Consider the following 24916-nt stretch of genomic DNA (forward strand, 5'->3'; position numbering starts at 1 on the left):
CCTTATGTATATTTTTATTTTACTTAAAAAAGAAGCCCGGAGGAAGGCACCCCGGGCAATTCGTTTCTCCGATTATTTCAATTTAAAACTTTCATCACTTTGCGCACGGACTCAGCAGATTTATCGAGTGCTTTTTTCTCTTCGTCTGTCAATTCAAGCACGATCACTTTCTCCAAACCGTTGCCGCCCAAAATGGTCGGTACACCGAGATAGAGGTCATTGTAACCGTACTCCCCTTCAAGGTAGGCAACAGCCGGCAGAATGCGCTTTTTATCTTTCAGGATCGCTTCCGCCATTTGCACGAGAGAGGCCGCCGGTGCGTAATACGCGCTTCCGTTGCCCAGCAGGCCGACGATTTCACCGCCGCCTTTCCGCGTGCGCTCGACAATCGCTTCCAAACGCTCTGCCGGAATCAGTTTTTCCAGCGGAATGCCGCCTGCATAAGAGTAACGCACGAGCGGAACCATATCATCCCCGTGTCCGCCGAGCACAAATCCGGTCACATCTTCAACCGACACATTCAGCTCCTGCGCCACAAAAGTGCGGAAACGTGCAGTATCCAGGACACCGGATTGACCGATTACGCGGTTTTTCGGAAAGCCGGAGGTGCGGTAGACTTCATAAGTCATGGCGTCAACCGGGTTTGTCAGGACGATGATGATACAATTCGGCGAATACTTCACAACATTCTCCGTTACCGAACGGACGATCCCCGCGTTGATGTTGACCAGATCATCCCGGCTCATTCCCGGTTTGCGGGCCATTCCTGCAGTGATGATCACCACGTCGGAATCTTTGGTATCTTCATAGTTGCTCGTACCGATGATGTTGGCATCGAATCCTTGCACCGGGCTTGCCTCAAGCATGTCTAACGCTTTTCCCTTGGTTGGGCCTTCCGCTTGGGGAATATCAACCAATACGACATCGCCCAGTTCTTTTTGAGCCAGCATAAGCGCTGTGGTACTTCCGGTAAATCCTGCACCGATGACGGAAATTTTTCTGCGACGAATGGCCATCTTCGTTTCCTCCTTCAATCCACTTACATATTTTTAATCAGATGATCGGCGAACTCGGAGCATTTCACTTCGGTCGCCCCTTCCATCAGACGGGCAAAATCATAGGTGACCGTTTTTTCACGGATGGTTTTGCCCATGGCTGCATAGATTAAATCGGCTGCTTCTTGCCATCCCAAGTGCTCCAGCATCAGGACGCCGGACAAAATAACCGAACCGGGGTTAACTTTATCCAGGCCGGCGTATTTGGGAGCCGTGCCGTGAGTCGCCTCAAAGATGGCATGGCCCGTGCTGTAATTGATATTGGCACCCGGAGCGATCCCGATTCCGCCCACCTGTGCGGCCAGCGCATCGGAAATGTAATCCCCGTTCAAATTGAGTGTGGCGATTACATCATACTCGGCCGGACGGGTTAAAATCTGCTGCAGGAATGCATCGGCAATCACATCTTTTACGATCACTTTTCCTTCTGCTTCCGCTTTGGCCTGAGCGCTGTTCGCCGCATCCGTTCCTTTTTCCGCCTTGATGCGGTCATATTCAGCCCAGGTAAAGACGCGATCCTTGTAGTCACGCTCTGCCACTTCATAACCCCAGTTTTTAAATGACCCTTCGGTAAACTTCATAATATTTCCTTTATGTACCAGGGTTACGCTTTTGCGCCCGTGGCGAAGTGCATACTCAATCGCAGCTTTTACCAGCCGTTCGGTTCCTTCACGCGAAACCGGTTTAATGCCGATTCCGGAAGTTTCCGGGAATCGAATTTTCTTGACGCCCATTTCCTCTTGCAAGAAGCGAATCACTTTTTTTACTTCTTCGGATTCGGCTTCCCACTCAATCCCTGCGTAAATATCTTCCGAGTTTTCCCGGAAAATGACCATATCGACATCTTGCGGGCGTTTGACAGGGGAGGGGACACCTTCAAAGTAACGAACAGGACGGAGGCAGACATAAAGATCGAGCTCCTGGCGCAAAGCGACATTCAGGGAGCGGATTCCTCCGCCTACAGGTGTGGTGAGCGGTCCCTTGATGGCAACCAAATACTCGCTGATCGCGCTCAGGGTGTCTTCGGGCAGCCATTCCCCAAATTTTTGGTATGCCTTTTCACCGGCGAATACCTCATACCAAGCAATCTCTTTTTTTCCGTTGTACGCCTTTTTCACGGCCGCGTCAAGCACGCGTTTGGCGGCAGCCCAGATATCCGGCCCCGTCCCGTCTCCCTCGATAAAGGGAATGATCGGTTGATCCGGAACATTCAGCTTTCCGTTTTCCACGGTTATTTTTTCCCCTTTGACCGGGGCTTCAAGATGTTTAAATTGTGCCATGCTACCACTCCTGACTTTATAGATCGAAGAAAGGACGGTAAAAAACCCCGTCCCATTTATTCTAAACGATTTTCTCAGCGTTGGTCGATTGGAACATATGACTGGTTGGTCAGTCCGGTGTATTCTGCACGTGGCCTGATGAGACGGTTATTCGCATATTGTTCCAGTACATGCGCGGTCCAGCCGGTCACACGGCTCATGGCAAAAATCGGCGTGAACAGATCGCGCGGGATTCCAAGGTAGGTATAAACCGATGCAGAATAGAAATCAACATTCGGCTTCAAGCCTTTTTTCTCATATACCAGCTTTTCGATGGCGGCAGACATTTCATACCACAGGGAGTTCCCGCTTTGCTCGGCCAAGCGGCGAGACATTTCACGCAAGTGTTTGGCGCGCGGATCACCATCTTTATAAACGCGGTGGCCAAATCCCATGATTTTTTCTTTGTTGTCCAGCTTACTTTGGATATACGGCTCGATCCGTTCAAAAGTACCAATTTCTTCAAGCATTGCCATCACGCGCTCATTGGCTCCGCCGTGCAACGGACCTTTCAGGGTACCGATGGCAGTCGTGATCGAGGAGTACAGATCCGACAGGGTTCCAGTTGTGACGCGGGCGGCAAACGTAGAAGCGTTCAATTCATGGTCTGCATGGAGTACCAGCGCTTTATCAAAAGCTTTAACAGACACATCCGAAGGAATTTCTCCATTGAGCATATAGAGAAAATTGGCGGCAAAGCCCAGTTCTGCTTTCGGAGAAACCGGTTCCAATCCTTGGCGAATACGAGCGATCGCCGTGATAATGGTCGGCAATTTTGCCGTCAATTTAATCGCCTTAATATAATTGGCATCCTCACTGTTTACTTCTGCCTCTTCATCATAAAGAGCAAGGGCGGAAACAGCTGTTCGGAGGAGTGACATCGGATGGACGTTCTTCGGATACGCTTTCAATTGTTGCAAAAGTTCATCAGGAATGGATGCGTGCTGGCTCAGATCCTTTTTCAATTGGTCGAGCTCGGATCGGGTCGGCAATTTGCCGTGCCACAAGAGGTAAGCCACTTCCTCGAAATTGGCATATACCGCCAAATCATCAATATTATACCCGCGGTAGGTGAGTACGCCATCCACGATGGAGCTAATTCCAGAAGTACAAGCAACTACGCCTTCTAACCCTTTAGCAACCGTCATATGATCCGCTCCTTTTCTGAAAACTTGCAAGAGGGCACTCTGACTTAAAACTTGCAATTGAAATGTTTAAGACAAGAGACGATGAATGAATCATCATTCTCTTTATTTATTATAAAATATCTTTTTGAGTAAAACAGCACTTGTTCGTATTTACACAAATTTTGCAAGATTCGAGTGCAGGAATCAAGTACAATGTTTGCCCTTAATATCACTTAAGTATGCAATATTAAAGGAGAGTCAGTTTTTTTGGTCAGTGCCCACTCTTCCTACCGTTTTTTATTTTATCATAAATTGAACAAATTCGCACATAACGCGTATTTATTTATTTTTAACATGCGCACCCTGAAAGTGGAAGATAACTGGACTTCACTGTGGATTTCAACAAAAAATGGTATAATGAGTCAGAAAGGATTACACACGAGGGGGTCCATACAGATGAATTTAAACCCTTGGGTTGGACCGGTTACCCGAGCCGTCATCGTGCTGGCAATCATTATTTGTACATATTTGCTCATCTCCTTTGCCCTCCCTCTGGTTTATCCGTTTTTGATCGGCTGGCTCATCGCCATGGCAATCGAACCGATGGTCAGGTGGCTTGAACGGCGGGCCCGTATGCCCCGTTGGGCGGGTGTCACTGTGATTCTGTTTATATTGCTGGTTCTCCTGAGTTCTTTACTGATTTTCATCGTGGCCGAAGTGGTCGTTGAACTGGCCAAGCTGGCCGAATTTCTGCCGGTTCTGTTTAACAAGGTCGGCCAGATGGTCGTGGGTACATTTACCAAAAATCAGGACTTTCAGCGGATCATCGACACCGTTCAGTCCTATTTGGAAAAAAATCCCGAACATCAACAGCGCATTGCTTCCAGTATCCAGGAGAACATCGGCATTCTTGCCAATAAAGGGACGGAGATGATCACCGACATTCTCTCGGGAATCGGGTCGTTCCTCAGCAACTTGCCTTACTACATCACCGTGCTGGTTTTTATCACACTGGCTTCGCTGTTTATCGGGCTGGAATGGCCGCGGCTCCGCTCGATCTTGATTTCGCTTATACCAAACAAGATTCACAAGACAGTCGGCTTTGTGCTGGATGATTTGAAAAGAGCGCTGTTCGGATTTATTCGCGCCCAGCTCACCCTGGTCTCCATCACCGCGTTGATCATGTTTATCGGTCTGGTGATTTTGCGGGTTCCCTACGCCTTTACGATCGCCATCATCGTGGGTGTCGTCGACCTGCTCCCTTATCTCGGGGTCGGGGCAGTGGTCATTCCTTGGATTATCTATCTTTTCCTGACCGGAAATATTCACCTCGCTGTCGGGCTGTCGATTGTCTACGGAGTGATTATCATCGTCCGGCAATTGCTGGAACCGAAACTGGTGGCAAGCAATGTGGGAATCGACCCCTTGTTGACGCTGATCGCCCTGTTTATCGGATTAAAGCTGATCGGATTCTTCGGATTGATCTTGGGGCCGGTTACCGTCGTTTTCCTGCAGGCGCTTCATCGCACCCATGTGTTTAAGGATATTTGGCAGTACATTGTTGGCAAACCTGCTGAGTAGGGACTAATACCGGAAACAGGTTGCGTCCCGTACCTTGTATGCTCATCATCCAATCCCATTGCCCGCTTCACGCCAACGGTCAACTCATTCCCCGGGCAATGGGATTCTCTTGCCTGAAATATTTTTTGAAAGATCCGTCATGAAACTCTCCTTTCCACATTGGAAATCTTCACAAATCACCTCTGACAGGAGCCATCAAGATGAAAACAACAAAGAAATGGTTTATCGGCATTCTCATTGCTCTCCTGCTTCTCGTCTTTGTCAATCTGTTGCTGGCAACGTTCTTCACCCCGAAAATGCCCACAGTCTTACCGGAACTGGAGCGGCCGGTGCAAATCGCGCATCAGGGCGGGGCATCACTCGCTCCGTCCAATACGATGACAGCCTTTGATCTGGCACATGCGCTTGGCACACCGGTGCTGGATCTGGATCTTCATATGACGAAAGACGGGCATCTGGTAGCCATTCACGATCCGACCGTCAACCGGACGACAAACGGAACGGGTTCGATTAGCAACCATACCCTGAAAGAACTCAAAAATCTGGATGCCGGCTACAAGTTTACCGATTTGCGCGGGGAACATGCCTATCGCGGAATGGGTGTCACGATCCCGACATTGGAAGAGATTTTTCAAACCTACGGCCCCGATTCCTTTTTCAATATCGAGATTAAAGATGATAATCCCGCCGGACAGATTCCGCAAATCGAGCATAAGCTGTGGATGCTCATTCAAAAATATCATCTCGAGCATAAAGTGATCATCAATTCGTTTGATGATGACATCATCCGCTCTTTTAAACAAATATCGCACAGACAGGTCGCACTTGGCGCCAGCCGGGCCGAAGTGAAGCGTTTTGTGATTCTCAGCAAATTGCACTTGTCCGGTTTTTACCGACCGCAAGCCAATGTTCTGGAGATTCCCGTGGAAAACAGCGGCGTCAATTTGCGGGACAAACACTTGATCGAGACGGCACATCGCTTCAACATGCAGGTTTATTATTGGACCATCGACGATAAAAAAACAATGCGGGAATTGCTGAATTTGGGAGCAGACGGCATTTTGACCAACCGTCCGGATCTGTTAAAAGAAGTGGTTGAGGAACAAAAGAAAAAAAGACAGGGGGGCAATGCTGTTGTCAAATGATTTCTTGGCGGCGATGGGAAACTAACGCCGCCAAATCCATATTTCCCCGCGCTCCCATTTGGCGTAAAGCCATCGCTTCAGCAAAAAAGCCACTATTCGGCGCGTATAGGGAAAAATGAGGAAGAAACCGAGAATATCGGAAAAAAATCCGGGCGTCATCATCAGAACGGCTCCGGCAAGGATCGACGCTCCTTCCAGCAGTGTTTCCCCGGGTGGTTCTCCATTTTGCAGTTGCTTCTTCAACAACTGAATCGTCGCCCATCCTTCCCTCTTGGCCAAATATCCCCCGATGATCGCTGTCGCGATCACGCACAGCACGGTCGGAAATGCACCGATCCACTCCCCCACTTTGATCAGTCCCCACAATTCGATGACAGGCACAAGTATGATGGCAAGCACAATGAACCAAAACACCATTCCTCATCCTTTTTTCGGATTGTGCATCTGAACCAGCAGCTCATAAATCTCCGGAAATGCACGTTTTATGTTTACTCTTTTCATCTCTTTATTCACCCACAGGTGTGTCGTCGTCCCCTTCGCCAGCTTTACACCGGTCTCCTTATTTGAGATCTCGTACGAGAAAACGACTTTGGGACCGGATAACTCCTTCATCTCGGTACGGATCAAAACCAGGTCATCATACTTGGCTGAATGCATATACTTACAATGGATGTCCACCACGGGCAAGAGCAGACCGTTTTCTTCCAGCTTACGGTAAGAGGAACCGAATTGGCGGATCAGTTCCGTTCGGCCGATCTCAAACCACACGAGATAGTTCGTATGGTACACGACACCCATTTGATCCGTCTCCTGATAGCGAACCCGCAGAACGGTTTCATTACAAGGTACATTTGCATACTCTTCCATTAAGTATTCCCTCCAACCAAATGAAGTATCAGACAAAAGCATTCACAGAAAAAAGGAATTGGTTTGTGAGCGAAGCATTCCAGCCATTGCCATCAGTTTTTTTCCAATTATGACTTTTGTCTTATTGCCCCAGATCGCCACTCTTTTTATAATAGTCAATAGCCGATGGGTTAAAACCGGGTTGTACACATATTTGCCCGCCCGACTTCACATAATGAGAACAGCCAATTCCTTTTTTACAGATAAAATCAATTCTGAAAAAAGTGCAACCTAAGAAAGAAAGGAGCATCGTCATCATGAAACTCAGAAAGAGAAAACAACGGCGCAAAAGACTCCGTTGGTGGATCTACCCCCGTTTAGGACTGCTGTAAACCCCATTGATTCCGCACTTATTCGAAAAGCGCTGGATGTCTCCAGCGCTTTTTTTATTATAGCACGTTGGCTTTACCGGAATAGATTTGACCGCGATCCGCATCCACCGTGACCATGGTCTCGGCAGCCAACAGGCTGGTTGCATTTTCCACGCCCACGACCACCGGAATTCCGAGGCTGACACCCACAACCGCCGCATGGGAGGTCAATCCACCTTCTTCCGTAATAATCGCGGCGGCCCGTTTGATTGAATCAATCATGTCCTTATCCGTGGCGCAAGTAACCAGTATCGCCCCATCGACCATTTTTCCCTTCAGTTCTTCAGCCGTATTGCCAACGACGACCGGCCCGGTGACCACTTGCTTGCCGATCCCTTGTCCGCTGGCGAGCACTCCGCCGATCACATGCACTTTCATCAAGTTGGTTGTACCGGATTTCCCGACCGGCACGCCGGCGGTGATCACCACCAGATCCCCTTGTTTTACACACCGGTTTTCCAGGGAAGCGGATATGGCGGTGGCAAACATTTCGTCCGTTGTCGGCGCTTCCTTGCCCAAAACAGGGTATACGCCCCAGACGAGAGAAAGTTTTCGGATAATATCTTCATTTGGCGTAACAGCGATAATCGGGGCCAACGGCCGGTATTTGGAAACCATCCGTGCAGTGAAACCCGTTTCCGTCGCAGTGATGATAGCCGAACAATCCAAGGTATGAGAAGTATGTACAACCGCCTGGCTGATCGATTCGGTGATCGTATTGCCGATTTCTCTCGTCCGCTGCCGGAACAGTTCCCGGTAACGAAGGGAGGATTCGGTGCGCAGAGCAATTCGTGCCATCGTTGTTACCGCTTCAACCGGGTATTTTCCGGCAGCCGTTTCACCCGAAAGCATAATGGCATCCGTACCGTCCAAAATGGCGTTGGCGACATCGCTCGCCTCAGCCCGGGTGGGTCTGGGGTTGCGCTGCATCGAATCCAGCATCTGCGTGGCCGTGATCACCGGTTTGCCCAGCTGATTGCATTTGCGAATCATCTCTTTTTGCACGACCGGCACTTCTTCAACCGGGATTTCCACTCCCAAATCCCCGCGCGCCACCATCAGCCCGTCGCTCACTTCCAGGATGGCATCGAGGTTTTCGATTCCTTCCTGATTTTCGATCTTGGAAATGATCGGGATGTTCGCACCATGCTCTTCCAGTATCCGGCGAATCTCCAGGACATCTTGCGGTTTGCGCACAAAAGAGGCTGCTATAAAGTCTACTCCCTGTTCGATTCCAAATAAAATGTCTTCTGCATCCTTTTGCGTAATTCCCGGCAGATTGATTTTGACCCCCGGGATATTTACGCCTTTGCGGCTTTTTAACGTGCCACCGTTTTGGATCGTGCAGTGAATTTCCGTTCCCTCTACAGCATCCACGGTCAATCCGATCAAACCGTCATCGATCAAGATCAATGAACCGACTGCGACATCCTGCGGCAAACCTTCATAAGAGACGGAAATCCGGCTTTGATCTCCCAAAATATTCTCTGTGGTCAAAGTGATTTTTTCGCCGGCGACCAGCTCGACTGCAGGTACCCTCAGATCGCCGGTCCGAATCTCCGGACCTTTCGTATCCAGGAGGATGGCCACATTTTTCCCTTCTGCTTTGGCCGCTTCGCGGATATTTCTGATCCGTTTTCCATGTTCTTCGTGCGATCCGTGTGAAAAATTGAGGCGTGCGACATTGAGGCCGCTCGAAATCAGCTTGCGCAGAATTCCAATCTCTTCACTGGCCGGGCCAATCGTACAAACAATTTTCGTCTTTCGCATCATCCTTTTTCATCCCCTACTCACTAAATGGATAAAATTTTGGCTAAATCATACAATTGCAAATCAGGCTTGTGTTTCATGGAAAAGGCTTTGTCAAAGTCGATTCCCACAACCTCATTATTCCGGATCGACACCATTTTGTCTTTTTTCCCTTCCAACAGAAGCTCAACGGCTTTTGCTCCCATCCTGCTGGCCAAAACCCGGTCAAATGCCGTCGGGGAACCGCCTCGCTGCACATGGCCCAATACGGTTACCCGCGTTTCACATCCGGTGATTTCTTTGATCTTCTCTCCAATCTCGATGCCGCTTCCAACCCCTTCCGCCACAATGATAATGCTGTGTTTTTTCCCGCGTTCATTGCTGTGCTTCAAACGCTCCACAATCTCGTTCAAATCATAAGGTGCTTCAGGAATCAAAATCGATTCCGCTCCGTCGGCAAGCCCCGCCCAAAGAGCGATATCACCGGCATCCCGGCCCATCACTTCAACCACATAAGTCCGCTCATGCGAATAAGCCGTATCACGAATTTTATCGATACAGTCAATCACGGTATTAATCGCCGTATCAAATCCGATCGTAAAATCCGTTCCAGGAATGTCATTATCAATCGTTCCCGGAACTCCGATGGTGGGAAATCCGAGAGCTGTCAATTTTTTCGCTCCCTGAAAACTCCCGTCCCCGCCGATGACAACCAATCCGTCAATCTTGTTCTTGCGCAACTGTTCAACCGCTTTTTTGCGCCCTTCCTCGGTTTTAAATTCTTCACAGCGGGCACTGTATAAAATCGTTCCTCCACGATGGATAATATCACCGACATCCCCGAGCGAGAGAAGTTTCAGATCACCTTGAATTAGTCCCGTATAACCACGATAAACCCCAAAAACTTCCACACCGTGATAAGCCCCGCTTCGTACAACCGCCCGAATCGCGGCATTCATTCCGGGGGCATCGCCACCGCTGGTCAAAACAGCAATCCGTTTCATGATGTATCACCTCTATTAAAAGAATATCCCATCCCTAAGGGACAAAAAATGTCCATGCGGGACAAAAAGAAAAACCGCTGATCGGTTTTTCAACTGGTGAACAAAGTTCCAAAACAGGAGTCCGTCAGGTCTTGGTGCTTCTCTTTGCTCCGGTTTCTTTTTTCACAAAGGTCGCTGCAGAAAAGCACCAATCCCCTCCCGTTCCAAACTTGTCCACAGCCTCTGTTTTTTACTTTGCCACCAAGGAAGTGAATTCTCCCATACCAGCGTATTTTTTATAACGATCCTCCAACAGTTCGTCCGGCGTCAATTGCAAAAGCGACTGCAAATGTTCATTTAACGCCTGTTTGATATAGTTTGATTGTAACATGGGATCTTTATGAGCTCCACCTTTTGGTTCGGGAATAATCTCATCGATTACCCCCAACTCTTTCAAGTCTCCTGCCGTGATCTTGAGGGCTTCGGCGGCTTCCTGGGCTTTGGCGGAATCCCTCCACAGGATCGCGGCTGCTCCTTCCGGGGAAATGACAGAATAATAGGCATGCTCCAGCATTAGCAGGCGATTTCCCACTCCGATCCCCAGAGCTCCGCCGCTGCCTCCTTCCCCGGTAACCACGCAGATGATCGGAACGGTGAAGCCGGCCATCTCCCGGAGATTGCGGGCAATCGCTTCACTTTGTCCGCGCTCTTCCGCCTCCACCCCGGGGTGAGCGCCCTGAGTGTCAATGAAACAGATAATCGGGCGTCCAAACTTGTTGGCCTGCTGCATGAGGCGAAGCGCCTTGCGATACCCTTCCGGATGCGGCAAGCCAAAATTGCGGGCGATCTTGTCTTTGGTATCCGTTCCCCGTTCATGTCCGATCACGGTCACCGGTCTCCCGTTGAACTTGGCGATTCCTCCGACAATCGCCGGGTCGTCCCCGTACAGCCGGTCCCCGTGCAACTCGATAAAATCGGTAAAAATCGTATGGATATAGTGCAATGTCGTGGGACGGCTCGATTGCCGGGCGATCTGCACTTTTTGCCAGACCGTCAGGTTCCCGTAAATCTCATCTTCCAGCCGCTGCGCTTTGGCTTCAAGCGTGTTGATCTCTTCCGACATATCCAGTTGTTTTTCGGAAGCAAACTTTTTCAGTTCCGCAATCTTGTCACGCAACTCCACCAACGGCTTTTCAAAATCCAAGTAGCCATTTTTCATTTCGCTTCCCTCCCATATGCGTGAAGCTCCAGAATTTTCATGAGCGTATCACGCATCTGGTGGCGCTCCACGACCAGATCTAATTGTCCGTGTTTAAGCAAAAATTCGGCTGTCTGAAAGTCCTCCGGCAACTTCTGGCGCACCGTCTGTTCGATGACGCGCCGCCCGGCAAACCCGATCAGCGCCCCCGGTTCAGCAATATTGATATCCCCCAGCGAGGCAAAGCTGGCAGATACTCCTCCGGTCGTCGGATTGGTCAACACGGAAATGTACAAACCCTTTTCCCGATGCAAACGCTCCAGCGCCGCACTTGTTTTGGCCATCTGCATCAAGGAAAGGACCCCTTCTTGCATCCGGGCACCACCTGAAGCGCAAAACAGAATAAACGGATAGCGTTTCGTCGCCGCACGATCCGCCGCACGCGCAATTTTCTCGCCGACAACCGATCCCATGCTGCCCATGCGAAAGCGTGAATCCATCACACCGATCACGGCCGGATAACCGCCAATCGTCCCTTCTCCCGTAACAACTGCTTCATTCAGATTGGTTTTTTCCATATCTTTTTTCAGTTTGCTCATATAATTGGGGAACTGAAGCGGATCTTTGGATAACAAATCCCGATCATACTCAATGAAATGCCCTTCATCAACCAGGGAGGCGATTCGCTCCGGAGCGGAAAGCGAAAAGTGATAACCGCACGCTTTGCATACCTTCAAGTTCTTTTCCAGTTCCTTGGTGATCAGAATGGTGCTGCACCGCGGGCATTTTTGCATAATCCCTTCGGGGACCGCCTTTTTGACTTGCTCAGAAGGGATGGTTGCGTATTTCTTTTGCTTTCTGAATAAATCTCTTAACACAATAACACCTCATCTGAGTTTGAACTTAACCGATCATTTCAAGCACAGCTTCGCCTTTCAAATCCCGATTCTTTTATGCTCCCGTCATTATATCTCATTCCCTTGATCCGATTCAACGGAGCCATAAAAGACGTTAATGCGCGCATTCCATCAAGGAAAAAATCCGTTCAAACAGCATCATCGCTTCAAGCTCCTGCCGTTTTTTGAAAGCCAGGACAATTTCATGATAGTATCTTAACATTTTGTGCGCAAAATACTCCTGTTCCATCCACCCTTTTTGCCCGATTGCTTCTTCAAAATGAACAATCGGATACCAGATCCGGGTCAGCAAATAATTGTTAGCCATCCTGATAATCTGCGCATGAAAATCCCGTACTTCTTTTTTCGGATTGTTTTGCTTTTCAAGCAAGTGCTCAATTCGAGCCAATATTTTTTCCAGTTTGTCGATCTGCTCTTTCGTCGCTTTCCTCACCGCCATCCGAACCGCGCCGGTTTCGATCAGCATTCTCGTTTCCGTCAGATCCCCTTTTGACCGCTGGTCGCGCAAGATGAACCCGGCCAGCAAATCGACGAGGTGATGGGCATGATAAGGCTCCAAAAAAGTTCCTTCCCCCCGTTTGGTGCTGATGAGTCCCAACAGTTCAAGCGAGCGCAGTACCTCGCGCACAGTTGAACGGCCGGCGCCAAGGCGTTCGGACAACTCACGTTCGGATAGCAAACGATCACCAGGCTGAAGCCCGTCCTCTTCGATCAGTTGCTGAATTCCTTTGAAAATCTCCTTGAATTTGTTTGATCCGGTTTCTTGTTTCCTCACTTGGAACTTTCACCCTTATGATACAAAAGAACTTGTCAGGCGTATCGTTTTTCTGTAGATTTCCTCAGGATCCACCTGAATCCGGGCTTCTCCCGTCTCCATTGCCACCCTGGCCACTTCGGCAGCCACTTTGGCCGCCACACGCGGATCAAATGGCTTCGGAATCACGTAATGGGGAGACAATTCATGTTCTTCAATCAAATCAGCAATGGCGTAAGCAGCCGCAATCTTCATCTCTTCATTAATGCCTTTGGCTCTCACATCGAGAGCACCTCGAAAAATACCCGGAAAAGCCAGCACATTGTTAACCTGATTGGCGTAGTCCGAACGGCCGGTTCCAACTACCGCAGCGCCCGCTTCCATTGCTTCTTCCGGCATGATCTCGGGAACCGGGTTGGCCATCGCGAAGATAATCGGATCATTGTTCATCGAGCGGACCATTTCCGGGGTGACGGCCCCTGCCACGGATACCCCGATAAAGACGTCGCTTCCTTTAATCGCTTCCGCCAGATCACCGGTAATCCTCGTGCGGTTGGTTACTTTTGCGATCTCTTCCTTGATCGGATTCATCCCGAAGGATCGTCCTTCATAGATGGCTCCCTTGCTGTCGCACATGATCACGTCTTTGACGCCCATGCGCCGCAGCAACTTGATGATCGCAATCCCCGCTGCACCGGCTCCGCTCATGACAACGCGAATCTCATCCATCTTTTTGCCCACGACTTTCAGGGCATTGATCAATCCGGCCAATGTGACGATCGCCGTACCGTGCTGGTCATCATGAAAGACAGGGATATCGAGTTCCTTTTTCAGCCGTTCTTCGATCATGAAACAAGCCGGAGCGGCAATATCTTCCAGATTGATCCCCCCAAATGTCGGGGAAAGCAACTTTACAGTCTCCACAATTTTATCGATATCGGTTGTATCCAGACAGAGCGGAAAGGCATCGACACCTGCAAACGCTTTAAATAATACGGCTTTGCCTTCCATCACCGGAATGGCTGCGTGCGGACCGATATTTCCCAGCCCCAGTACTGCGGTTCCGTCCGACACAACTGCCACCAGATTTCCTTTCGCTGTGTAATCGTAAACGGTTTGAGGGTTGGTATGAATCTCCCGGCAAGGCTCAGCCACTCCCGGAGAATAAGCCAGGCTCAAATCGTGGGCCGATCCCACCGGAACTTTGGATTGAACGGTGAGTTTTCCGCGCTTCTCACCATGCAGCTTCAAAGCTTCTTCCCGCAAACTTGACAAAAAAATCGCTCCCTTTCCCGACTGTTGGTGGTCAGACCACCAGCATGTCCCATTATATCAAATTTAGGCAACTTAAAAAACGGAACGAACATGCGCTTTTTCGCTTTCTACATACGATTCCTCCGTCCGATGCCGGATCCCTGCTTCGTTCACTTTATCTTCCAAAAAAAAGAACACAGCGAAACCGGCTGTGTTCTGTCGAGGAGCAAGCTTATTTCAGAGTCACGGTCTCCGTTTGGTTGTTCCATTCCAGCTGCAGCTTCAACTCCTGAGGCTTGTCCTCCGCTTGTTGCGCAAAACTGACCGCTTCATATTGCCCGTTATCCCCCAAGACAAAATTTCTTGTATCGGCCACTTTTCCATTTTTCAATAGTTTGTATGTAACATTGCCAACCATCACCGCGTCGGAGCCCAGATAGCGAATGATCAGTTTCTTCTCAAAGACGGAGTCCTTCATCTGATATTGGAATACGGCAGACCAATGCTCACTTTTTCCGGACAAACTCCCCTTGCCCCCCTGTCCGGAACAAGCGTTCAACAACATGAAACAAAAGATCAACAGGAACCAAGCCACTCTCCATCGTAATATCATGTCATCAACCTCTGCTTTCCCATTAGCCGCCTTAATCCAAATTCCGGTTATATTAGCAAATCCTTAATTAAATTTATCATCTCCGCCAGATCGGTTCTATCATTTCTTCTCAAACTTCCATACGGCAAATTTTGCCACCCGCCCGATCGGTCGACGCTATTGTTCCGGTACAGGGCTCGTCCAACGATAGTTCTGACGCGCTGGAGATTATTTTTTCATCATGGCGACCATGGCATCATGGAATTTCATCAATTCCTTTTCCAGCCAGGAGTCAAATTCGAATATAAGTCCGCGAACATAGGCCGCTGCCTCTTCCTCGTCCCGGGTACGAAAACCCAGATCTTGATCCATCCAGATTTCCCACGCGCCGTCGGCCCATTTTACGGAGATCTGCACTCCATAGGCAACATCAAAAAAACGCCAAACCCCTCCTTCCTTGCGCACATGCTCCAGATAAGAAGAGAGCCGGGTGCGAAAGCGTTCATATACTTCTTCCAGAACCTGTTTCATTTTTGCTTCCTCTTCAATACGCTCTTCCATCTCCTCTTCCCCGCCTGAGATGATGAGATCGCTCTTTTCCTTCGCAAACCGCACCAGATACCGGCAACCTCCAAGCGGATCAACCAGTTCCCGCTTTCCTTCTTTTCGCATCAGCGATGACCATGCTCCATTCATGATGCAATCCTCCTCTTTCTATTTTCAGATAATAAGGAATGATACAAAATTAATCAATCCTCTTTATTATAAACAAGTAAGGATCACGAAAAAACAGACATCTTCTTGCACTTGGTTTAAAAACAAGTCGTTTTCAATTGAGTTGATCTCAATCTTCCCGCCTTTGATCTCTGCTGTTCTCCGCATCTTTTTTCTTCAGCAGCAAACTGGCATCGTACCTTTTGATATTCGGATTCTGGTGCGCAATCCGGGCTGCGGCAGCAGCGGCGATCCCTGCAACCAGATCATCGAGAAAGACATGAATCTGCTCCCCGTGATTATTCAGCTTTTTCATAATGCCGACCTTATTTTTATCAAGGTATCCGAAACTGGTCAAGCCGATTGTTCCATAAACATTGGTAATGCTTAAAGCCAGAATTTCATCGATTCCGTAAAGAGGTTCGTCCGCTTCCATAATCGTTTGAAACGGTTCGGGCAGCTGCTTTTGCTCTGCCAGCATATCAAGGGAAACCCCGGTGATAATCGCATGCTGAACTTCTCTTTTGTGCAAAACGGCATCAACATTATCCACGCATTCGTCCAATGTCAGGTTCTTATTGTATGGCCGCTGCAAATCGTAGACGATCCGTGCGATATCTTCCGTCGTCACTCCGCGTTTTTCCAGCAATACAACTGAGTGTTCATAAAACACAGTTTCTCACCTTCTCAGAAAAAGGCCCTTTGTCTCCTTGAAGAGCCGGTTTAAACCAATATATGCAGGCCGGATTTGGAACTTGCCCGGACAATTCCTTCCCTGACCGGCTGTCTGATGACCTTTTTTACCTCCGACCGTTTTTTCGCAGAATCAGGTCGTGGTGCCTCCCGGATCCCTCCTGCATTTCCAACCGTCGCTCCGCGGGGCACCACTTCCCTTCATCGCTCGCTTAACTTTCATCCCTTTTCGCGATGCGGACGCTTCCTTCTCCCAAAAGCTGTTCCAACTTGGCCAGGCTCCCCTTGTTCACCGAAAGGCCATAGCGATCCGGTGGCAATGACAAAACCTTTTTGCTCCGCTCATAATACAAATAGACAGGCATTGTCCCGCGATACTGGCCAAGGATCTTTTTCAACTGATGAAGTGACTGCGGATCTTCCCTTTCTTGAGAAATCCTGAGATAAACGACCTGCTGCTTCGGCAGGCGACCGTCAGACAAATCTGCGATTTTAGCGGCGATCACTTTGACAGACTCATCCTGGCGGTCAACGCTTCCCCACACCAAAACCGGCTGATCTTCCTTCAGCCAGGAGCGCCATTCGGCAAACCGCTGCGGAAAAATAACGATCTCCGCCCTGCCGCTGCGATCTTCCACTGTGAGGAAAGCCATCATCTCTTTCCGTTTGGTCTGGACCAGCTTCAGATGTGTAATCCATCCGGCCACTGTCACTGATTGGCGATCCCGGCATTCCGGCAATTCATTTAAACGATGGGTGATCGTCCGTTCAATCATCGGTTGCCAGCGGTCAAGCGGATGGCCTGACAGATAGATTCCGAGCAGTTCGCGTTCCGCCTCCAGCTTTTCTTTTTCCGTGTAGGGAGAAACGGACTGAACCTCCGACAGCAATTGCTCGAAGGTAATCTGATTCCCATCCTGAAACAAGCTGATCTGATCCTTGCCCTGCCTCTTTCCGTCACGGCTGGCTATTTCGATCACATCATCCAGTGCCGCCAGTTTGTGCGCGCGGTCACCAGGCAGGCAATCGAGCGCACCGCAACGGATCAGCGCATCCATCACCCGTCGGTTGCATAAGCGCAAATCGACCCGGCGGCAAAGATCGAGCAAATCGGCAAATGGCTTTTCTTCCCGTTCCTTCAAGATATTCTCGATCGCCAGCGTCCCCACGTTTTTGACGGCCGCTAGTCCGAAGCGAATCGCCCCGTTTTCCACGGTAAACGAAACGCCGCTTTTCTGTATGTCCGGCGGCAAAACGGGAATGCCCATTCTCCGGGTCTCATCGATGTATTCTGCCAGCTTGCTCTGATTCCCGACGACTGTCGCCAACAGCGCCGCCATAAATTCGAGCGGATAGTGCCTTTTTAAATAAGCCGTCTGATAAGCCAATACGCCATAGGCGGCGGAGTGGCTGCGGTTAAACCCGTAATCGGCAAAGCGGACGATCAGGTCATAAACGCGATGACCGACTTCTTCGCTGTATCCCCGATTGATACAGCCTTCGACAAATGCCTTTCGCTGCGCGGCCAGGAGATCTTTCTTTTTCTTGGAGACAGCCCGGCGCAAAAGATCGGCCTGCCCCAGGGAAAATCCGGCCATCTTGGCGGCAATTTGCATAATTTGCTCCTGATACACAATAATCCCGTACGTATTTTTGAGAATCGCTTCCAGATCCGGGTGAGGGTAATCCACTTTTTCCAGTCCTTGTTTGGCACGGATAAAGCGCGGAATCTGCTCCATCGGACCCGGCCGGTACAGTGCCAAAACAGCGATCAGGTCTTCAAAGTTGGACGGTTTCAGTTCCCGGAGCACTTTGCGCATGCCGGCCGATTCCAATTGGAAAACACCGGTGGTCTCCCCGCTGGCCAGCAATTCATAGGTTGCCGGGTCATCATATTCCGTTTGCGCGAAATTCACCTCTGTCCCGCGACCGGTCCGAATCAGCTGCAACGCTTTTTCAATGACCGTCAGATTGCGCAGCCCCAGAAAATCCACTTTCAACAGCCCGATCCCTTCGAGGACTTCCATCGGATACTGGGTCAGCGGGATGCCGTCCGTTCCTTCCTGCAAGGGAACATGGTTGGTTAACGGCTCATTGGAAATCACCACTCCCGCGGCATGAGTGGAGACATGCCGGGGCATTCCTTCAATTTTGCGCACGACAGAAAAAAGCTCGCGTATTTCGGACTGCTGTACCATTCGCTTTAACTCCGGCTCCATGGCAAACGCGCGCTTCAGCGTCATGCCCGGTTGGGCGGGGATCAGCTTGGCAGCCTGATCGACCGCCTTGTACGGCAACCCCATCACCCGTCCCGCATCGCGTACTGCTGCCCTCGGTGCCATCGTTCCAAAGGTGATGATCTGCGCCACCCGGTCAGCTCCGTATTTGTCGACAACATAGCGAATGACCTCATCGCGGCGTTCATAATTAAAGTCGAGGTCAATATCCGGCATCGTCACCCGCTCCGGATTGAGAAAACGCTCAAACAGCAACTGATACCGGATCGGATCGATATCTGTAATTCTCAGCACATAGGCTACCAGGCTGCCCGCCGCCGAACCGCGCCCCGGCCCGACAGCTATTCCCGCTTCATGCGCAAACCGGACGAAATCCCACACGACCAGAAAGTAGTCATTAAATCCCATCCGGTCGATGATCTCCAGCTCATAATCCAGTCTCGCTTTCGCTTCCTCCGTAACCTCCCCATACCGCTCACGCAATCCGTCGAGACAAAGCATCCGCAAATAGTCTTTTGCCGTCATGTCCCCGGGTACTGGAAAACGCGGCACCAGGCGCATTCCCAGTGGAATTTCCACCTGACAGCGTTCGGCGATCCGGGCCGTGTTTTCCAGCGCTTCCGGTACATGAGAGAAAAAGCGTTTCATTTCTTCTCCTGATTTCAAATAAAAGGAATCACTGGGAAACCGCAACCGGGATTCATCGGCCAATTTCCGTCCGGTGCCGATGCAGAGCAAACAATCGTGCATGGCATGATCTTCCCGGCGGACATAATGGACATCATTGGTGGCAACGAGCGGAATCCCCATTTCCCTTGACCAGGCGATCAATTGCCGGTTTACTTTCTGCTGTTCCGGCAGTCCGTGATCTTGAAGTTCAAAGAAAAAGCGGTCCCGGCCAAAAATATCCACATACTCCTCGATCAGAAGACGTGCTTTTGTCAGGTCTCCCTCCAAAATCGCCCGGGGAATTTCCCCGCTCAGGCAGGAACTGGTGGCAATCAGTCCCTCGGAAAACCGGCGCAACAATTTTTTATCGATTCGCGGTTTATAATGAAATCCATGCAGATGAGCCTCCGTGGTCAAACGTAAAAGATTGCGGTAACCCTCCGTCGTTTCCGCCAGCAACAGCTGGTGACAGATTTTTTGTTCCCGCGGCGAAGGACGATCGCGATAGTCTCCGGATGCCATGTACATCTCACAACCGATAATCGGCTTGATTCCTTGGTTGAGACACGCTTGATAGAAAGGAACCACTCCGTACATCGCACCATGATCCGTAATCGCCAGTGCGCTCATTCCCAATTTTTTCGCTTCGCCGACCAGTTCCTCGATCCGTCCGGCACCGTCCAGCAAGCTGTATTCCGTATGAACGTGCAAATGCACAAATGGATCCATTGCCCCGACCTCCCATCTTCCTTCTATTATAATGGATCTCCATCTGCGAACGTATGTTTTATTCCTCCCATATTGAACCCGGTCAGAGTCATCAATCTCCAACTCTCCTCATACGATTTTAAAAGAATCCAGAGAAGGACGGGTTGCTTATGGAACAGGAATTTTGGGCCACCACGATACTCGATTTCCTGATTGCCCTCGGAGTCGTGCTCGGCGGCGTGATCCTTGGGGGGATCGGCGCCTTTATCACCGACGAATATCCGATGTTTCGAATGGTCCGCCTGGCTGAACAGCTGAAAATCTGGGCGATGGTGGCGGCAATCGGCGGAACGTTTGATACGATCAAAAACTTTGAGATCACGATTATGGGCGGTCAGCTCAACCTCGCTTTTCAACAATTAATCTTCATCATCAGTGCTTTTTTGGGCGCACATGCCGGCACGCTCCTGGTGCGTTGGCTGATTCAGGGCTGATGGGTGAGTGAGACAATGGCACGCGAAATCTATCGCGGAATTGTCAAAAACAAACGTTCATGGGTGATGTTTTTCATCGGTATCATCTTTGGCGGAAGTATTTTTCTTTTCCTCTACGGACAGAAAATCGACAGTCTGTTATCCGAACGCAATGCCATCTACTATGCCAACAATCAAAAATACAAAGAAATCCTGAAGCTGCAGGAAGAGATCGAGAATCTGACACGAAAAGGCGAAAAAAGGGAGGAAAAAGAAGACCGCATTGAAAAAATCATCGTCGAAGTCAACAGCGATCAGCCCTATATCACCGATGCCGTCAAGACACAGGTGGAGGAAAAACTTTCTCCGTTTCTCAATAAATCAATGCAATGGATCAGCAACAATCCGGACATCATCGAGCTGATTCTGGACAAACAGCCGATCGTGATCGATGGCGCCCAGAAAAGCAAAGTGGAAATTCACTTGAAATATATCTCTTTTTACCGCTCTACGTTGAAGATATGGATTACTGCTTCGGATCTTTCCGGAGAAGAGATCCCGGAAACGGACGGTTGATACCATGCGGGTCTTCCCCCTTCAGTCGTCCGGCCTGTTCAAAATCTTTTTTTTGCGGTAATATTAAATGACAGGAAAGGGGGGGACCACCATGATCATAAGTCCAAAAGCGCTCGCCAGAGCCAAAGCGGAAAAGCTGAAAAAAGGCTACACTGCATTTGTTGAAACCGAAACCGTTGCACATTTCCTCAAAAAAGAAATCGAAAAACAAAACCTCCGTGTCGTTGTCGATCGAACCCCTCATGGATGCTGGTTTACCCCGCTTGAGCGAGAAGAGTAACACCGGTCACTGCTTATGGGGCGCATGAGCAGTTGCCATGCTCCCCAAACTGTTTTTCCATACGCTTTTTTGGGAGGTTATCCTCATGCAAGTAGTCGGAATTTTGCTCATTTGCCTGATCCTCATCACGATTTTCGGCACTTTTTTCAACAGCATCCTGCAACGGCGCAATGAAGGAATGATCAAGCGCCTGTACCAAGCACGCATGAATATCAACATGGGTGTCATGTTCATCTCCATCGCCGCGTTGCAATTAACATTGCCCGGCTCTTCCTTCCTACGTTATTTCCTGCTTTTTCTTGTCATCGCAGCAGGCCTGATCAACCTCTACTACGGAATCAAATACCGCCGCTACTATACCGAAATGATCAACAAGCAATCCGAAGCCGCTCAATGAAAAAGCGCAAAAAGAAAAGCCGCTCTCAAGCAGCCTGAGAAGCCGGCTTATTTTATCTTTCAATCGTATGGGCCGTAATCAGCGCTTTGGCGACGATCTGGTGATCCAAAACCATTTCCACATCGAGTTTGGCCTGTTTTCTCCCCAAATCGAGGATGCGCGGCACCAGTTCAACTATGCTGTCGATCTGTACTGGTTTGAGAAAATACAAGGTGAGATTGTGAACAGACAAGTCCCCCCGCCTCTGTTTGCGCAGGGTCCGAAGCGCCGTTTCCGTAATGAGGGCAGTGCAAACCCCCGAGCTCAAGGTTCCCAGCGAATCGGTCATCTGCGGGGTGATTTTCCCCCGATACACCGGCTGGCCGTTTTTCATCAGTTCCTCAAACGAACGAAAGCTGAGTTCCTGAAATGTTTCACCCACCTGCGGCTGTTTTTGCATATATTGGAGCGATTTGATCACATCCTGGCGGCTGATCACACCCAAGAGACGACGCTGATCATTCACCACCGGCAACAGTTCGATCCCTTCCCACACCATTTCATGTGCGGCCGAAGCGAGCGATGTCTTTGGATTGGCCACAATCGGGTTCCGGGTCATCACTTTTTCCACTTTATCATCTGAAACAAAACCCATCACATCTTTGGCCGTGACCATACCGACCACACGCATCGATTCATCGACCACGGGGTAACGGCTGTGACCGGTTTCCCGCACCAACTGATGAAACCGTTCAACATTGTCATGCACCGTCAGGTAAACCGGAGACGGCTCTTTGCTCATAACATCCTCGACCACCAGGATCTCCTTTTTGATCAGCCGGTCGTAAATGGCCCGATTAATCATCGCAGCCACCGTAAACGTGTCATAACTGCTGGATATGACCGGAAGTTCCAGTTTATCGGCCAATGCTTTCACTTCATCCGTGGCATCAAAACCGCCGGTGATGAGAACGGCTGCTCCGCGTTCCAGGGAAATGCGATGAACGTTATCCCGGTTTCCCACGATTAACAGATTGCCCGATTCCACATACCGCATCATTGCTTCCAGCTTCATCGCCCCGATGACAAAGCGGTTCAGTGTTTTGTGGAGTCCGGCTCTCCCTCCCACAACCGTGCCGTCAACGATGTTCACCACTTCTGCAAACGTGAGTCGTTCAATGTCGGAGCGCTGCTTTTTTTCAATTCGCACCGTCCCGACCCGTTCGATTGTATTGACCAATCCCTGCGCCTCGGCATCCTTGATCGCTCTGTAAGCAGTTCCGTCGCTTACGCCCAAATCCTTGGCGATGCTTCGCACCGAGATTTTTTCCCCGACTTCCAAATTGGCAATGTATTGCAAAATCTGCTCATGCTTGGTCGTCACATTCTCCCCTTCTTTCCTCCGCCTTCGTTGGTCTGTTATACCATATTATATAACAAACGGAGGGACAGGAAAAAGAAAAGGAGCTGACCCGTTGGTCACTCCCGATAATTCTTTTTAAAACAGATGTTTTTATTGTAAAGAAACAGATTTGACCCGCCTCATTTTCATCTGCTCCTTTTTCCACTTCCGCTCCGCAGCCAGCCATTCCAACCGTCTCTCCGCTTCCATCCTCTTCCTTCTTTGTTCTTGCATCCTGCGCATCTGCCGGGCATTGGCTATGATATAGAAAAGCATTAAAATAACCCATGTCAACGCAAATGCATCCGCCAGCGGCGATCCGGACCCCATGGTCAATTGGGAAATGCCGAACAAAAGCAGCAGAATCCCGCTCACCACAAGCACGCCGTGCTTCATAACCACCCTTTCCTCCTCCCTTGTGACAAGCTCTTTTTAAACATGTACGCAGGAAACTTCTGTTTCATGCAAAAAATGGCTGCAATTGCAGATATGATTACTAAAAACCACAATGCCGATGAAACACATGCGGCATTGTGGAGTGGAAAAACTGAACAAGAATAGAAGGATTCAGGATTGACCGGTCTTTTTCAAATATGCTTACAAAAAAGCCCTGTCGTCCTCATCCTCGGGAACCAGTCTTAAATACTGATACTCCCAAATAATTTGCTGTTGATGCGGATTTGCTCCCGAAAGATCGGTATAGTCAAAATCAATCTTGAATTTTCCGGAGTTATCAAGGATGAAGGTCAGATTGGTCCATGGTTCATGTCCTTGTGACTGATATTCAGTCCACAGTTCTTCCAATTCATCAAGCAACTGATGTTTTAATTCGGCAAATTTCTCTTCAGACACGTGAAAAAGCTCCGGGATATCCAGACTATAAACCGGTTCCCTGCGTTCACTCGGATAGTAGAAGAAAAACGATTTGCTGAATCCATCTGCGACTTCCCCGTACAAATAAACCTTTTCCCATTCCTCCGGGATCATTTCGATTACCGTTTCCGCCATTTGCTGATATAATTTCCCCAAACGGGTGTCATCCATCTCATTTTCCTCCCGGTGTATTTTTAAACCTGGCTTCAACCCATCTGCCAATCAGTCCATAAATTATCCATTTTTTTCATTCTGCTTATTCAATCATTCATTGGAACCGCTTTATCAACACTGTCGGAACTTCTGAGGATTCGCCGGCGATGCACGCCTCGCACAGGCCGGGCAATCCGCCGGTGTTGTTGCACTTTGTTAAATAAAAAATGACCCCGAAAGCGCCGGACAGGTTCATGCCCTTCTCCCTGCCCAGGCACTTTGAGGTCGTGAGCGAAGCTAAATCCGGCTCAAAATTTCCGACCGCTTGATCTTTTTGTCACTGCCTGCCGGATAATTTTCGAGCAAATGCTTTTTCAACCGTTCAGCCCACTCTTCTTGATATCCATCCACTTCTCTTATTCTTTCCATAAACTGATCAATGGATTGATCACTTTCGCTTTCCAAGAGTTGGGGAACATACTCTGTCTTTTCATATTGATAAGCTTGCCAGATCACGTAACATACCGCTTCAATGATCGAAAACAGGACGGATTTGGCTTGCGGATTTTCTTTTACCCCGGGATATCCTTCAATCAAAATTAATCCGTCATCTTCATCATCAAATCTCTCATAAAGGTCATCTGCACCGTACTTCTTCTCTTCAACCCATTCCCAGCACATGTCTGTCATTTCTCTTACCAGAGGGTACCATTCGTATTTTTTGGTTTGATCAATGATTTTTTCAGTCAAGGTCAATACATAAGCAGCTTTGGCATCTTCATTGATCTTCTCGTACCACCCCATCATAACT

General features: G+C 49.4%; 25 protein-coding genes. 6 read left to right on the forward strand and 19 right to left on the reverse strand.

Going from position 1 to position 24916, the window contains the following annotated elements; genetic code table 11:
* Positions 1-77 precede the first annotated feature (77 nt).
* The 3 genes from mdh to citZ form a co-directional block, all read right to left on the reverse strand.
* Positions 78-1016 (reverse strand): malate dehydrogenase, encoded by a 939-nt coding sequence (mdh, locus tag I8U19_RS05630; RefSeq protein WP_033101116.1) that lies wholly within the window; start codon positions 1014-1016, stop codon positions 78-80.
* 23 nt (positions 1017-1039) lie between these two features.
* The gene (icd, locus tag I8U19_RS05635; protein ID WP_198055408.1) at positions 1040-2335 is read right to left on the reverse strand and encodes an NADP-dependent isocitrate dehydrogenase; all 1296 of its coding nucleotides are present in this window, start codon (positions 2333-2335) and stop codon (positions 1040-1042) included.
* 74 nt (positions 2336-2409) lie between these two features.
* Positions 2410-3522, reverse strand: a complete 1113-nt coding sequence (gene citZ, locus I8U19_RS05640) for a citrate synthase (protein ID WP_033101114.1) — start codon at positions 3520-3522, stop codon at positions 2410-2412.
* A gap of 435 nt (positions 3523-3957) precedes the next feature.
* Between citZ and ytvI the strand changes: the two genes are divergently transcribed.
* Entirely contained in the window at positions 3958-5082 is a 1125-nt protein-coding gene (ytvI, locus tag I8U19_RS05645; RefSeq protein ID WP_033101113.1) for a sporulation integral membrane protein YtvI, read from the forward strand.
* Positions 5083-5282: 200 nt separating this feature from the next.
* Positions 5283-6227 carry a glycerophosphodiester phosphodiesterase family protein gene (locus I8U19_RS05650; RefSeq protein WP_052154215.1) on the forward strand — a complete coding sequence of 315 codons (945 nt, stop codon included), beginning with the start codon at positions 5283-5285 and terminating at the stop codon, positions 6225-6227.
* A gap of 21 nt (positions 6228-6248) precedes the next feature.
* Here the strand turns inward: I8U19_RS05650 and I8U19_RS05655 are convergent, their stop codons facing one another.
* The 12 genes from I8U19_RS05655 to I8U19_RS05710 all read right to left on the reverse strand — a co-directional run bounded on the left by I8U19_RS05655 (position 6249) and on the right by I8U19_RS05710 (position 19993).
* Positions 6249-6641: an FxsA family protein gene (locus tag I8U19_RS05655; protein WP_052154214.1), complete on the reverse strand. Its 393-nt coding sequence runs from the start codon at positions 6639-6641 to the stop codon at positions 6249-6251.
* Between the two features lie 6 nt (positions 6642-6647).
* Positions 6648-7094 carry an acyl-CoA thioesterase gene (locus I8U19_RS05660; RefSeq protein ID WP_198055409.1) on the reverse strand — a complete coding sequence of 149 codons (447 nt, stop codon included), beginning with the start codon at positions 7092-7094 and terminating at the stop codon, positions 6648-6650.
* Positions 7095-7522: 428 nt separating this feature from the next.
* Positions 7523-9274, reverse strand: a complete 1752-nt coding sequence (gene pyk, locus I8U19_RS05665) for a pyruvate kinase (protein ID WP_198055509.1) — start codon at positions 9272-9274, stop codon at positions 7523-7525.
* Between the two features lie 23 nt (positions 9275-9297).
* Positions 9298-10257, reverse strand: coding sequence for a 6-phosphofructokinase (pfkA, locus tag I8U19_RS05670; RefSeq protein ID WP_033101110.1), 960 nt, complete (start codon positions 10255-10257; stop codon positions 9298-9300).
* Positions 10258-10486: 229 nt separating this feature from the next.
* On the reverse strand, positions 10487-11455 hold the full coding sequence (locus I8U19_RS05675) for an acetyl-CoA carboxylase carboxyltransferase subunit alpha (RefSeq protein ID WP_033101109.1): 969 nt from the start codon (positions 11453-11455) through the stop codon (positions 10487-10489).
* A complete protein-coding gene (gene accD / locus I8U19_RS05680; protein ID WP_033101108.1) occupies positions 11452-12312 on the reverse strand; it encodes an acetyl-CoA carboxylase, carboxyltransferase subunit beta in 861 nt (286 codons plus the stop codon). Before accD ends, I8U19_RS05675 begins: the two co-directional genes overlap by 4 nt.
* A 133-nt stretch (positions 12313-12445) precedes the next feature.
* Positions 12446-13126 carry a FadR/GntR family transcriptional regulator gene (locus tag I8U19_RS17610; protein ID WP_198055410.1) on the reverse strand — a complete coding sequence of 227 codons (681 nt, stop codon included), beginning with the start codon at positions 13124-13126 and terminating at the stop codon, positions 12446-12448.
* 15 nt (positions 13127-13141) lie between these two features.
* Positions 13142-14380: an NADP-dependent malic enzyme gene (gene ystJ, locus I8U19_RS05690; protein WP_198055411.1), complete on the reverse strand. Its 1239-nt coding sequence runs from the start codon at positions 14378-14380 to the stop codon at positions 13142-13144.
* A 211-nt stretch (positions 14381-14591) separates the two neighbouring features.
* A complete protein-coding gene (locus I8U19_RS05695; RefSeq protein ID WP_160173855.1) occupies positions 14592-14972 on the reverse strand; it encodes a hypothetical protein in 381 nt (126 codons plus the stop codon).
* Positions 14973-15179: 207 nt separating this feature from the next.
* Positions 15180-15647, reverse strand: a complete 468-nt coding sequence (locus tag I8U19_RS05700; RefSeq protein ID WP_033101104.1) for a hypothetical protein — start codon at positions 15645-15647, stop codon at positions 15180-15182.
* A 148-nt stretch (positions 15648-15795) separates the two neighbouring features.
* On the reverse strand, positions 15796-16338 hold the full coding sequence (locus I8U19_RS05705) for a phosphatidylglycerophosphatase A family protein (RefSeq protein WP_198055412.1): 543 nt from the start codon (positions 16336-16338) through the stop codon (positions 15796-15798).
* Positions 16339-16570: 232 nt separating this feature from the next.
* The gene (locus tag I8U19_RS05710; protein WP_033101103.1) at positions 16571-19993 is read right to left on the reverse strand and encodes a DNA polymerase III subunit alpha; all 3423 of its coding nucleotides are present in this window, start codon (positions 19991-19993) and stop codon (positions 16571-16573) included.
* 149 nt (positions 19994-20142) lie between these two features.
* On the opposite strand from I8U19_RS05710, the gene I8U19_RS05715 reads away from it, so the two are divergent.
* The 4 genes from I8U19_RS05715 (at position 20143) to I8U19_RS05730 (ending at position 21698) form a co-directional block, all read left to right on the forward strand.
* Positions 20143-20466: a YtrH family sporulation protein gene (locus tag I8U19_RS05715; protein ID WP_033101102.1), complete on the forward strand. Its 324-nt coding sequence runs from the start codon at positions 20143-20145 to the stop codon at positions 20464-20466.
* Between the two features lie 15 nt (positions 20467-20481).
* Positions 20482-21021, forward strand: a complete 540-nt coding sequence (locus I8U19_RS05720) for a sporulation membrane protein YtrI (RefSeq protein WP_033101101.1) — start codon at positions 20482-20484, stop codon at positions 21019-21021.
* A 91-nt stretch (positions 21022-21112) separates the two neighbouring features.
* Entirely contained in the window at positions 21113-21301 is a 189-nt protein-coding gene (locus I8U19_RS05725; protein WP_198055413.1) for a YtzJ family protein, read from the forward strand.
* Between the two features lie 85 nt (positions 21302-21386).
* The gene (locus I8U19_RS05730; RefSeq protein ID WP_033101099.1) at positions 21387-21698 is read left to right on the forward strand and encodes a YtpI family protein; all 312 of its coding nucleotides are present in this window, start codon (positions 21387-21389) and stop codon (positions 21696-21698) included.
* 52 nt (positions 21699-21750) lie between these two features.
* Here the strand turns inward: I8U19_RS05730 and I8U19_RS05735 are convergent, their stop codons facing one another.
* From I8U19_RS05735 to I8U19_RS05750, 4 genes are all read right to left on the reverse strand, one after another.
* The gene (locus I8U19_RS05735; RefSeq protein WP_033101098.1) at positions 21751-23061 is read right to left on the reverse strand and encodes a DRTGG domain-containing protein; all 1311 of its coding nucleotides are present in this window, start codon (positions 23059-23061) and stop codon (positions 21751-21753) included.
* 129 nt (positions 23062-23190) lie between these two features.
* Entirely contained in the window at positions 23191-23481 is a 291-nt protein-coding gene (locus I8U19_RS05740) for a hypothetical protein (RefSeq protein WP_198055414.1), read from the reverse strand.
* Between the two features lie 195 nt (positions 23482-23676).
* Positions 23677-24123 carry an antitoxin YezG family protein gene (locus I8U19_RS05745; RefSeq protein WP_033101096.1) on the reverse strand — a complete coding sequence of 149 codons (447 nt, stop codon included), beginning with the start codon at positions 24121-24123 and terminating at the stop codon, positions 23677-23679.
* Positions 24124-24402: 279 nt separating this feature from the next.
* Positions 24403-24909, reverse strand: coding sequence for an Imm6 family immunity protein (locus I8U19_RS05750; protein ID WP_033101095.1), 507 nt, complete (start codon positions 24907-24909; stop codon positions 24403-24405).
* Positions 24910-24916 lie beyond the last annotated feature (7 nt).

The sequence above is a fragment of the Thermoactinomyces sp. CICC 10523 genome (assembly GCF_016055105.1).
Classification (GTDB): Bacteria; Bacillota; Bacilli; order Thermoactinomycetales; family Thermoactinomycetaceae; genus Thermoactinomyces_A; species Thermoactinomyces_A daqus.